The 11,244-nt window shown below is 72.3% G+C and carries 9 protein-coding genes and 1 tRNA gene; 3 read left to right on the top strand and 7 right to left on the bottom strand.

The annotated features are described in order from the left end of the window. Positions 1-51: 51 nt before the first annotated feature. Positions 52-525 (top strand): type 1 periplasmic-binding domain-containing protein, encoded by a 474-nt coding sequence (locus tag BJ971_RS01625; RefSeq protein ID WP_184988900.1) that lies wholly within the window; start codon positions 52-54, stop codon positions 523-525. A 107-nt stretch (positions 526-632) separates the two neighbouring features. Here the strand turns inward: BJ971_RS01625 and BJ971_RS01620 are convergent, their stop codons facing one another. The 7 genes from BJ971_RS01620 to BJ971_RS01590 all read right to left on the bottom strand — a co-directional run bounded on the left by BJ971_RS01620 (position 633) and on the right by BJ971_RS01590 (position 9,681). Further along, complete coding sequence (locus tag BJ971_RS01620; protein WP_184988897.1) at positions 633-2,984, bottom strand: hypothetical protein; 2,352 nt, start codon at positions 2,982-2,984, stop codon at positions 633-635. Between the two features lie 457 nt (positions 2,985-3,441). Continuing rightward, positions 3,442-3,515, bottom strand: a tRNA-Ala gene (locus BJ971_RS01615). 72 nt (positions 3,516-3,587) lie between these two features. Beyond that, positions 3,588-4,376 (bottom strand): divisome protein SepX/GlpR, encoded by a 789-nt coding sequence (sepX, locus tag BJ971_RS01610; RefSeq protein ID WP_184988894.1) that lies wholly within the window; start codon positions 4,374-4,376, stop codon positions 3,588-3,590. Between the two features lie 267 nt (positions 4,377-4,643). After that, entirely contained in the window at positions 4,644-5,288 is a 645-nt protein-coding gene (locus tag BJ971_RS01605) for a GNAT family N-acetyltransferase (protein WP_377884667.1), read from the bottom strand. Beyond that, on the bottom strand, positions 5,285-6,595 hold the full coding sequence (locus tag BJ971_RS01600; protein ID WP_184988889.1) for a molybdopterin molybdotransferase MoeA: 1,311 nt from the start codon (positions 6,593-6,595) through the stop codon (positions 5,285-5,287). The genes BJ971_RS01605 and BJ971_RS01600 overlap by 4 nt, the downstream gene beginning before the upstream one ends. Beyond that, a complete protein-coding gene (locus BJ971_RS01595) occupies positions 6,592-7,509 on the bottom strand; it encodes a UTP--glucose-1-phosphate uridylyltransferase (protein WP_184988886.1) in 918 nt (305 codons plus the stop codon). The genes BJ971_RS01600 and BJ971_RS01595 overlap by 4 nt, the downstream gene beginning before the upstream one ends. 51 nt (positions 7,510-7,560) lie before the next feature. Then, a complete protein-coding gene (locus BJ971_RS01590; protein WP_184988882.1) occupies positions 7,561-9,681 on the bottom strand; it encodes a diguanylate cyclase in 2,121 nt (706 codons plus the stop codon). Positions 9,682-9,762: 81 nt separating this feature from the next. Between BJ971_RS01590 and BJ971_RS01585 the strand changes: the two genes are divergently transcribed. Both BJ971_RS01585 and BJ971_RS01580 read left to right on the top strand, forming a co-directional pair. Next, a complete protein-coding gene (locus BJ971_RS01585) occupies positions 9,763-10,368 on the top strand; it encodes a 5-formyltetrahydrofolate cyclo-ligase (protein ID WP_184988879.1) in 606 nt (201 codons plus the stop codon). Positions 10,369-10,436: 68 nt separating this feature from the next. Then, complete coding sequence (locus BJ971_RS01580) at positions 10,437-10,820, top strand: FmdB family zinc ribbon protein (RefSeq protein ID WP_184988876.1); 384 nt, start codon at positions 10,437-10,439, stop codon at positions 10,818-10,820. Positions 10,821-11,244 lie beyond the last annotated feature (424 nt).

Genomic DNA, 11,244 nt, shown 5'->3' with positions numbered 1-11,244 from the left:
AAGAGATCACAGTGGTTGTCCGTGAAGTTCCCGCGGCGGGGACGGGCAAGGGTGATCGCCTTGGGCCTGGCCGCGGCCGCCATCGTCGCGGGCGTGACGACCTGGGCGCTGTGGCCGGATCCGCCCCGGCAGCGTGAGTATCTCGACACCACCGCCTGCCTGCTCACCGACGACAAGGGCGTCGCCGGGAACGAGGCGAAATCGATCTGGTCGGCCATGCAGGACAGTTCGGGCGCCAACCTCGTCCGGGTGCAGAACGTCCGGGTCAACGGCCCGCAGACCGCGCGCAACGCCAGCGCGTACCTTGCCTCGCTCACCGGCGGCCGCTGCGGCGCGATCATCGCGGTCGGCCCGGCTCAGGTGGAGGCGGTCACTAAGGCCGCCGGCGCCCATCCCGGGCTGCGGTTCGTGACCGTCGGCGGCACGCCGGCGACCAACGTCGAGGTCATCGACGCCGCCGCCCCGGACGCCCTGCGCACCGTGATCAAGGAACGGATCGAGGAACTGGCCGACGCCGCGTCCTGACCGCCGGCTCCATATCATCGGCGAGATCAATGCCGGCGAGGCGCGGAGCCACTAGCAGCTTCATAAAGAGTGCGGGGGTCGGCCGAGGCCGGCCCCCGCACTCGCCATCACTTCTTGATCTTGATGGTCGCCGAGACGGTCCGGCCGTCGTAGTGACCGGTCCGCTTGACGACGACAGTCAGGGTCAGCTTCTTGCCCGACCAGGACTTCTTCAGCTTCAGCCGCCCGGTCGTCGCGACGAGCTTGCCGTTGACGCGCCACTCGTACCGGTAGGAGGTCGGCTTTGGCGACCAGGTGCCCGACGAGGTCTTCACCGTCCTGCCGACCTTGACCGTCCCCACGATCTTCGGCTTGGCGGTCGCCTTCGGCGCCACGCCGTAGCCGACGGTGAGCGCGGCGGAGGTCGCCACGTTCTCCAGGTGGTTGGCGTGGCGGCCGGTCACGGTCACCGTGAGGCGCTTGCCGCGCAGCTCGGCGGGGATCGTGTACGACGAAGCGGTCGCCCGGGCGATCGGCACGCCATTCGCGGCCCACTGGTACTGGTAGTACTCCACCGCCGGACTCCACACGCCGGGGTTCACGGTCACCTTGACCCCGACCGCGGCCTTGCCGGAGATCGACGGCTTGGTCGCCACCGCCAGCTGCGTCGGCTGCACCACCACCACTTCGCGATAGGTGGAGGGCCGTTGTGGCGCCGAGTAGGACGTCGCCTCGAGGTCGTACCGGCCGGGCTCGACCCGGGTCAGGTCGATGTCGACCGTGTAGTGGTCCCGGTTCGCAGACACCGACCGCACCACGATCGGGGTCACCCTCTCGCCGCCCCGGGTGAGCCACAGAGTGTCCTGCTGGTGCAGGGCGGTGCCGAAGATGGCGAAGGTCGCCGTTGCCCCGGCCGTCAGTACGAATGGGGCAGGACTCCCGAGCCCGAAGGAGGCGTGGTTGCAGAGCCGGAGAAGGGTGACGCACGCCGCCTCGGCCCGGAAGGGCCCGGGCCGCTCCGCGATGAACGCGACAAGCGCACGGCTGTTGACCAGGGACGGCTTCGGCAAACAGGTCCAGGCGGTGCCGTCCTGGTCGCACCGGACGATCCCGCCGTCGCCGTTGATCAGGTACGGCTCGACGTTCTCTGTCGTCAACCGGAACTCGTCGTAGAGCCCGGTCGGCACGGAGACACAGTGTGCCCGGTCGTCCGCGCTCAGCGTCCCGGTGACCGGCCCGAAGCCGTACGCGGTGTTGTCCGTGATCACGCCGCAGTCCGCCGGCGCGGTGTAGTCGTAGCCGACCGCCCAGGTGTCCAGCCGGTAGTCGGCCGGCTTCGCGGCGGCCACGATGACCTCAGTGGACTGCACCAGGCACGGCAGCGCCGGGCAGGTGTGCAGCTCGCCGTCCTCGCCGAAACGCCCGATCGTGGGGGTATCTCCGCCGCTCTGCGCCCCGATCCAGGAGTTGACCGGAACCCGGTAGCACCGCACGTCGCCGGAGATGCTGATCGAGCCCGCGGTGGCCGGGCCGCCGAACGCCGTGGAGGTCGGCGCCGTGCAGCTCTCGCTGATCGCGGTGACCTGGCTGATCCGGTACCGCCCGGAGCCGTTCGCCGAACGCACCACCACCATGTGCCGGGCACTGCCCAGTCCGCAGCCGAGCTGCTGGTACGCCGCGGCGTCCGTGTCCTGGCACACCAGCCTGCCGTCGTTGTCGTACACGGAGAGCGAGGCCGTGCCGTCGCCCTCGACCCGGTCCAGGGTGAGGATCTCGTCGCTGCCGGAGCCGCCGTCCGGAAGGTCGAAGCAGGTGATGAAGTCGGCGCCGGAGAGCGAGACGGTCGCGTGCCCGGGAGCGCCGGGCACCCCCGGCGACATGTCGGCGCACTCGTTCGCCCCGGTCGTCCGCTGCACCGCGACCCGGTACTCACCGGTCGTCCGCGGGTCCTGGCTCACCACGATCAGCGAGGCCGACCCCGGGATATCCAGCTCGCATCCGAGCAGGTCGGTGACGTGGCCGGAGGCGCACGGCCGCGCGTCCTGGTCCTGGATGAGCTGCACCATCGGCCTGTTCGGGTCCTCGGGTGCGAGCGTGACCTGGTAGCGGCCCGGTGCGTCGGGCAGGTCCAGGCAGCGGACCTCGCCCTGGCTGGCGAAGGTGCCGCGATACGCCGTGCTGAAACCCTGTGCGGCCACAGCCTCGCAGCCGGGGCCGTTCAGATCGACAACGGTCGCGCGGAAGGGCTCGCTGTACGGCTCGGCCGCGCCGGGCTCCGCAACCAGGTAGTAGGTGCCGGCCCCCAGATTGCACCAGGCGACGGCACAGGCGAGGCTGACGCCGTCGTAGACCGCGCTCGCGAGTGTCTTGTTGTCCGCGTCGGCCGCCCGGGCCAGGTACACCCCGTTTGCCGCGACGGTGAACCGCCGGCAGCTACCACCCTGAAGCCGGTCGGCCGGGCCTTCCCCGAAACCGGTCATCGCAGTCACGACGCAGCTCGCCGGGTCCACCGGCATCCGCGCCGGCGCCGGCCCCGAGGCGGCGGCATCGGCCGTCCGAGCCAGGAGAAAGCTCGGAACGGCAACCGCAAGCGCCATCCCGGCCGCAATCACCAACGTGGCCGCCCGGCCTCTACCCCAACGCCTCACAGACGCCCCCGCTCATGATCCACAAATAGCGTGGATCTTCGCAGCGACGCAGATCAGCACCAACCAGCGTCCCACCCTATGGGAAGACAACATGCGACGCCAACGAACCCAGCGCAACCACCGCGATCAGCGCAACCACCGCGATCAGCGCAACCACCGCGATCAGCGCAACCACCGCGATCAGCGCAACCACCGCACCGCGGGGCTTCCGGGGGCTCGGCCCCCGGAGCAGACAAAACAAGTGGCCCCGGTCCGCGCTACCCGCGGACAGAGACCACCCAGACACTTGTGGAGCTGTGGGGATTTGAACCCCAGACCCCCTCGATGCGAACGAGGTGCGCTACCAGACTGCGCCACAGCCCCTCCGGCCCCGTAGGACCGCAGCAAGGCTAACAGGTCACCCCGCCCGCCCGCGAACCACCCTCCCAAAGATCATCAAGCCGGATACGACGACCCCCGGCCGCCCGCCTCGTAGGCCCGCCCGCGCAGCCCACCGCCCCGCCGGTAGGAAACCGACCCGCCGTTGACCGCCGCCGGCAGGTCCGACGGATCGCGGTCCAGGCCCATGGCCGCCCGCCGCACCGCCTCCTTCTGTGCCGCCAGCCGGCGCTGCGCCTCCCGGCGGGCCGCCGCCCGGCGTGCCTGCTCCCGGCGTACCTCCGCCTGCCGCGCCGCGAGCCAGGCCGCCTCCCGCGCCTCGATCCGCCGCCGGTGCCGGTCCGCGATCGCCCGGTTGCGCAGGTGCACCAGGTAGACCCCGAGCAGCGTGCCGGTGACCGCGAAGCTGATCCAGAAGCCGGGCCCGACCGCCAGCACGCCGATCAGCTCGATCACGTTGAGCAGCAGCAGCGCGGCGAAAACCCGCCGCCGCCGGACGACCGCGGGCGTCTGCCGGCGGCGTACGCGTGGACGGCGCGCCGGCCGACGGGCCGGGACCAGCCGCAACCGCCGGGAGGGCGGCGGCGGGGCGGGGGCGGCGGAGACCGGCAATGGATCACCCGTTAGGGTCCGCGACGTAACCGCGTACCGGCGTCCGGGGTTTATCGGTCGGCGTCCGGGCACGGTGCGGAGCCGACGGCGGCGCTGAAGCACCCGAGCCGTCGACGACGCCCGCTCCGCCGCCAGGCGCTCGGTAGCGTCGTACCGGCGCACGAGCGCGGGTGCGAGGGCGAGCAACCCGGCCGCGGCGAGGACGGCGAGGAGCACCGAGGTCGGCACCCTCACCCCTCCCGTCAGCCTCGAAGGCGTCCGGGCGGCGACCCGGGCGCACAAAAGTCCCAATCTCCCCGAGGTTACGGGCGGGAGCTGCGGAAATCGCCGCGCCGCGCCGGGGCGGTACCGTCCTGATGATCATTTCGGCACATCGACGGCTGAGCCTTTTTCCACGTGGCCCGGGCGGCAGCTCCCGGCGGCGGGTCGATGGCTCGGATACCTCTGGCCCGCGGCCAGGTTGAAAATTGCTCATTGGGCGTGTCGCGGGTCGGTGCGCGCCTATCCGGCCTTGGCGCGCAGCCGCCGCCACCGGGCCACCAGGCCACCCTCGGCCGCGACTTCCTCGCTGGTCATCGCGAATCCCAGGTGGTCGCGCCAGGCGCCGTCGATGTGCATGTAGCGCGGGTGGTAGGCCTCCTCGCGGAAGCCGAGCTTCTCCACGACCCGCCGGCTGGGGCCGTTCTCGGGCCGAATGTTGATCTCCACCCGGTGCAGCCCGCCGGCGCCGAAGGCGTGATCCACGGCCAGCGCCAGCGCCGTCGGGATCACCCCGCGCCCGGCCACCCGCGAGTCGACCCAGTAGCCCACGTACGCGGAGCTGAACGCCCGCCGCACGATGCTGCCGAGGTTGATGTGCCCGACCAGTCGCTCGCTGCCGTCGTCCTCGCGCAGGCAGACCACGAAGGGCATGCTGTCGCCGCGCCGGGCGGCCCGCTTCATGTCGCGGTAGACGTAGTAGTAGGCGCGGACGGAGTTCATCTCGGGCCAGGGCCCGGGCGGCGAGGACTCCCACGGGCTCAGCCAGGCCTCGTTGGCGATCCGCACCTCGGACCACGCTTGAGCGTCACCGCGACGGTACGGCCTGAGCAGCACGGATCCGTCCGCCAGGACGGCGGGCCATCCGGGCATGGACCCCAGCATCATCGCCTCCGGTCGAGCAGCAACACGTCGACGGTCGACCCGGCAGCCGCCGAGGTGACCCGCTCGCCGAGCACCAGCAGACCGTTGGCTTCGGCAAGGCCGGACAGAGTGTACGGCCCACCGGCGAGCGGCTGCACCGTGTAGCCGCCGCCGCGCCGCTCCGCAACGTGCGCGGGGCGGAACTCGCGCAGCCCGCCGGGCGAGGAGACGGTCTCCAGCAGGTGCGCCTTCACGCTGGGCCGGAAGACAGGCTCGGCACCGGCCAGCAGCTGGATGACCGGCCGGGCGAGCACCTCGAACCCGATGAGGGCCGCGCCGGGCTCGCCGGGCAGGCAGACGACCGGGACCTCCTCGCCGCCCACGGTCCCGAAGCCGAGGGTCGCGCCCGGGCAGAGCGCGACGTCGGTGAACCCGACAGCGCCCCGGCCGTGGTCGCGGCGGGACAGGACCCGGCGCAGCATGTCGCCGGGGCCCGTACCCGTTCCGCCGGTCGTGATGATCAGGTCGGCCCGCAGCGTCTGGTCCTCGAGCAGCCCGCGCAGGCCCTCGGGGTCGTCGTCGCAGATCCCGATCCGGTACGCGAGCGCGCCGGCCTCGACGGCCGCGGCGGTCAGCGCGTGCGAGTTGGCGTCGACGACCTGTCCGGGCTGGCTGGGCCGGCCCACGTCGACGAGCTCGTCGCCGGTCGCCACCACCACGACCCGCGGGCTGGGCCGCACGACGACGTGCCCGATGCCCGAGGCCGCGAAGACCGCCACCATCGCCGGGGTCACGTAGGAGCCGGCGGGCGCCAGCACCCGGCCGACGGGCAGCTCGTCGCCCGCGCGCCGGACACCGGACCCGCGCTTCGGCGCGTGCAGGATCTCCACCGCGGCCATGCCCTGGTCGGTCCAGTGCACCGGCACCACGACGTCGGCGCCGATCGGCAGCGGCGCGCCGGCCGCCACGGAGAAGCACGTGCCGGGCGTCAGCCGCACCGGCCGCCAGCTCGCCGCGCCGAGGTCGCCGACGACGTTGAGGCGGACCGGTCGCGGCCCGCCCTCGAACGTCCCGAACGACGGGTGTGAGCCGATCCGCCCGGCGGCGGCGAGGTCCTCCCAGCGCGCCGCGTACCCGTCGATGGCCGACTGGTCGAAGGCCGGGTACGGATGCGGGGCGAGCACGTCGTTGGCGAGCGTGTTGCCGTGCGCCTGGGTGAGGTCGAGGTCGAGCGGAGGCAGCGCCCGCAACCTGCGCAACACACTGCCCAGGTATTCGGCGAGAGGCATCAGCTCGTTGGCGGCCGCCTCGGCATCGGCCGTAGCGGTCATCCCTTGGCACCGCCGGCGACGAACTCGCCGAGCCACGCCCGGAACTCCGCGCCCAGGTCCTCGCGCTTCGCGGCGAGCTGCACGACCGCCTGGAGGTAGCCCAGCGGCATGCCGGTGTCGTAGCGGTGGCCGCGGTAGATGATCCCGTGCACCGGCGTGCCGTCCGCCAGCAGCGCGGCCATCGCGTCGGTCAGCTGGATCTCGCCGCCGCTGCCCGGCTTGGTGTCCTGGATCGCGTCGAAGATCTTCGCGGGCAGGATGTAGCGGCCGAGGACGGCCAGGTTGCTGGGCGACTCCTCGGGCGACGGCTTCTCCACGAGCCCGGTCACCTCGACGATGTCGTCGCCGCCGATGGCGGAGGGCGCCACCGAGGCGATCCCGTAGCGGGAGGTCTCCTCGGGCTTTACCTCCATGAAGGCCAGCACGATGCCGCCGGTCTGCGCCTGGAGGTCGAGCATCGCCGGCAGCAGCGGCTTGTCCTCCTCGACGAACTCGTCGCCGAGCAGCACGGCGAACGCGTTGTCGCCGATGTGCGAGGCGGCGACGCCGACGGCGTGGCCGAGCCCGAGCGGCTCGCCCTGGCGGCAGGTGTAGATGTCGGCGAGCTCACTGGTACGCCGGACGGCGGCCAGCCGCTCGAGGTCGCCCTTCTCCTCGAGCCGGGCCTCGACGTCGGGCCGCCGGTCGAAGTGGTCGACCATCGAGGTCTTGCCGCGACCGGTCACGAGCAGGACATCGGTGATGCCCGCCGCAGCGGCCTCCTCCACGATGTACTGCAAGACCGGGCGGTCCACAACGGGCAGAAGTTCCTTGGGTACGGCCTTGGTCGCCGGGAGGAAGCGGGTGGCAAGCCCCGCCGCCGGAATGACGGCCTTCACCGCTCGACGGCCGCTCTCTCGGGCCTTCGTCGTCATCTGAGGGGTCACCGCACCTTCGCTCAATTCGTGCCCGGACATGCCGCGAGACTATCGGCCGCGGCCCTGCCGCGGCGGTTGTGGCCCGCCGGACGCGCCTGGCGCCGCGACGTCTGTACCAGTGACATGGTCGAATTGCCCTTCCGGTACGCCTGTCGAAACCGTCGCGTCCGGCACACCCGCCGCGGGCAGCGGCACGGTCTCGGCCAGGCGGTACGTGTCCCGTCCGGCGTTCTTCGCCGCATAAAGTGCGTCGTCGGCCGCGTCGAGGACCTGCTGCGCGGTGGTCCCGTGCTCGGGATAGACGGCGATGCCGATCGAAACGCTGATCGCGACCCGGTCGACGGGCTGCCCCGTCGAGGAGTCCTGTCTGCGCGGGTCGATGGGTACCGGTATCTCCCGCACGGCGGCACCGAGCCGTTCGGCGACTATCACGCCACCGTACGCGTCGGTCTCGGGCAGCAGCACGACGAACTCCTCCCCGCCCTGCCGGAACGCGACGTCGACCTCGCGCAACCCGATCCTGATCCGCCGGGCGAACTCGCCGAGCACGGTATCGCCGGCGGCATGCCCGTACGTGTCGTTGACGTCCTTGAAGTGATCCAGGTCGAGCACGAGCACGGTCAGCATCCGACCGAACCGGCTGGCCCGCTCCACCTCCCGGCGCAGCGACTCGCGCAGGTAGCGGTAGTTCCAGAGCCCGGTGAGCGGGTCGGTCAGGGACAGCCGCTGCGCCTCCTCGTGCACCCGCACGTTGTGCACGGCGACCCCGGCCTGCCCGGCGAAGGTCCGCAACGTGAGCAGGTCCGGGTCGTCGAACTCGTCGCCGCCGAGCCGGTCGTAGAGTGCCAGCACCCCGAGCGTGGCCGGCTGGCCGCCGGCCAGCGCGTCGCCCGGCACGAGCGGGTCGCCGACGGTCGCGGGCGCGCAGATCGGCACGGCGACGTAGCTCCGGCAGGCCGGCTCCTCGAGGACGCCGGCGCCGGGTCCGCGGACGCCCCGCCGCGGCTCGCCGCTGGCCGCGACCGCGCCGAGGATGCCGGCCCCGGGTGTCAGGCGCAGCGTCGGCAGGTCGGCCTCGGGCACGTCCCAGCGCCCGGTCAGCCCCTCGGCGCAGCGCGCCACGAGCCGGCCGTCGACCGGGTCGAGCAGCAGCACGATCCCGGCCCGGGCCCCGGTCGCCGACAGCGCGGTCTGGAGGATGACCTGGAGTATCCGGTGCAGGTCGTGCGTGCTGGAGAGGGTGTCGCCGAGGATGGCGAGGTGGCCGCGCAGCTGGTCGCGGCTCGCGGTGAGCGCCTGCACGTACGCCTGGAGCTCGCGGGTCATCCGGTTGAACGTGCCCGCCAGCCGGCCGATCTCGTCGCCGCGGCCGACCGGCACCCGGGTGCCCAGCTCCCCGTCGGCCACCTTGCCGACCGCCCAGGCCAGCTCCTCCAGCGGCCGGGTGGTGGAGCGGGCCAGCCGCCGGGCGACGAGGACCGCGACCACCGCGACGATCACGACACCGAAGATCAGGAACGCGTAGAGCGACGTCGGGTCGGAGTTCGCCACCGAGACCGCGAGCGGCAGCGGCTGGCCGGGCTCGGCCGGGACCCCGCGCACGGACTGCTGCCCGCGCCCGGCCCCGTCCCCCGGCAGCGCGGCGGCGACCCGCCGGCTCACCGGTTCCGGCTCTGAGCTCAAAGCCGCCCCGGCACCCGGCCCGTCGCCGGCGAGCAGCGTGACGGCGGCACCGCTGGAGGCGGCCAGCCGGTTGACGAACTCCACGTCGAGCCGCTGGGCGGCGGAGACGGTGACGTCGGCCTGGTGCGCCCGGGCGACGATCGCGGTGGCGGCCCCGCCGGCCACCGGCGTGGCGCAGTCCCGCTGCCCGGCGGTGACGCCCGCGCCGATCCGGATCTCGGAGGCGAGGCCGCGGGCGACGAGCTGGTCGGCGGCCTGCCGCCGCCCGGCCTCGGGCAGCACGGCGACCGCGTCGGCCGCGGCCTGCAACTGCCGGCATACGGCACCGATGGCGGTGCGCACCGTCGTCGCGGCATGATCGAGTCGCTCGACCGTCCGATCCCGGCTCACCGTGGCGACGGTCATTCCGACAAAGAAGGACCCGAGCAGAACCGGACCGAGCACGACCGCCAGAAAAGCGGTAGTGAGTCGGCCACGCAGAGTCACACGTCCTCCTGGAAGTGGCCTTCTTTGGAGCGATGCTGACATAGTGTGCACCGTTTGCCGGTTTTCAAAAGGGGGTGTTGCATGCCGGATTTCGCCGGTGAAGCGGAAAAATCTCGAACCGCGAAGATTGCGCTGCGCGATCAACTCCTCGCAGCACGTAGATCACTCCCCCCGAAAACCCGCGCGTCAGCCGCGGCCGCGGTCCAAGCCGCCCTCCAAAATCTCGTACGCGCACAGCAGCACACGATCATCGCCGGATACGTCCCGGTGGGTCCCGAACCCGGCGGCCCCGACCTGCCGGAGGCGCTGGCGGGCCGGCTGATCCTGCCGGTGCTGCTCCCGGACAACGACCTCGACTGGGTCCGCTACGAGGGCCCGGACTCCTTGCGACCAGGCCCGCGGGGCCTGCGCGAGCCGATCGGCCCCCGCCTCGGCCCCGAGGCGGTCGCCCAGGCGTCGCTGCTGGTGGTGCCGGCCCTGGCCGTCGACCGCTCCGGCCTGCGCCTGGGACGCGGCGGCGGCTCCTACGACCGGGCACTGGCCCGCGCCGCCGACGCGTACTCCGTCGCCCTGCTGCACGACGGCGAGTTCCTGCCCTCCGTACCGGCCGAACCGCACGACCGCCGGGTACGCGCCGTGATCACACCGGCCGAGGGCCTCAACGAGACGCTGGACTGGACGAAATAAACTCCGATGACGGAGCATTGGCACTCCTAGACCACGAGTGCCAAGCGAGCGAGTATCACGGAGGACCAGTGCCCACGTACCAATACGCCTGCACCGAGTGCGGCACCCCGCACGAGGCGGTGCAGTCCTTCTCCGAGCCGGCGCTGACCGACTGCCCGAACTGCAGCGGCAAGCTCCGCAAGGTCTTCAACTCGGTCGGCATCGTCTTCAAGGGCTCGGGCTTCTACCGCAACGACTCCCGCACCGGAAACGTGAGCGCCGAGAAGGCCGGTTCGTCCTCGTCGTCCTCGGACAGCAAGTCGGACTCGTCGTCGACCCCGGCGACCACGCCCAGCTCATCCTCGACGCCGGCGGCCGCGTCCGCCTCCTCGTCGTCGTCCTCGTCCTCGTCGAGCTCCAGCTCGTCAGGCTCCGGTTCGTCGTCCTCGAGCTCGGCGGCGAAGTCCTCCTGATAGCAGGCACCGCGCCCGCCGTGTAGTTATCCACATCCCGGGGTTGTCCACAGGACGGCCACCGGGATGTGCCGCATCCGCCTACCGTTCTGCCCCGATGACGCACCCCGGGGCCGCTCAGGAGGCGACGATGCGCGGAGAACCACGACTGGACCCGGTCCGCTGGCGCCGCCCAGGCCGGTCGGCGCTGCTGAGGTCAGCCCTGGTCGCGGCCCTCCTAGCGACGGCAGCGGCGATGATGTGGTCAAGCTCACAGAGCTGCGCCCCGCCCCCAACCGCCGCCCCGCTTGCCCTCGCCGCCCAGCCGGCCTGCCACCCGGACCCCGGGACGAACAGCCGTCCCAAGTCCCCAAAGCCGGCGACCGCCGACCCCTTCGGCGCACCCGCTCAGCCTGACCCAGCGCAGGACGACCTGACCGCGCCC

This window comes from Amorphoplanes digitatis (assembly GCF_014205335.1).
In the GTDB taxonomy this organism is placed as follows: Bacteria; Actinomycetota; Actinomycetes; order Mycobacteriales; family Micromonosporaceae; genus Actinoplanes; species Actinoplanes digitatus.
This window is presented reverse-complemented; position numbering and strand designations above follow the sequence as displayed.

What these genes read in the sequence shown, in the direction of transcription:
- BJ971_RS01605 (WP_377884667.1), bottom strand. Translation starts at nt 5,288, where the DNA reads ATGATGCTGGGGTCCATGCCCGGATGGCCCGCCGTCCTGGCGGACGGA.
- BJ971_RS01595 (WP_184988886.1), bottom strand. Translation starts at nt 7,509, where the DNA reads ATGACGACGAAGGCCCGAGAGAGCGGCCGTCGAGCGGTGAAGGCCGTC.
- BJ971_RS01585 (WP_184988879.1), top strand. Translation starts at nt 9,763, where the DNA reads ATGCCGGATTTCGCCGGTGAAGCGGAAAAATCTCGAACCGCGAAGATT.
- BJ971_RS01600 (WP_184988889.1), bottom strand. Translation starts at nt 6,595, where the DNA reads ATGACCGCTACGGCCGATGCCGAGGCGGCCGCCAACGAGCTGATGCCT.
- BJ971_RS01620 (WP_184988897.1), bottom strand. Translation starts at nt 2,984, where the DNA reads ATGACCGGTTTCGGGGAAGGCCCGGCCGACCGGCTTCAGGGTGGTAGC.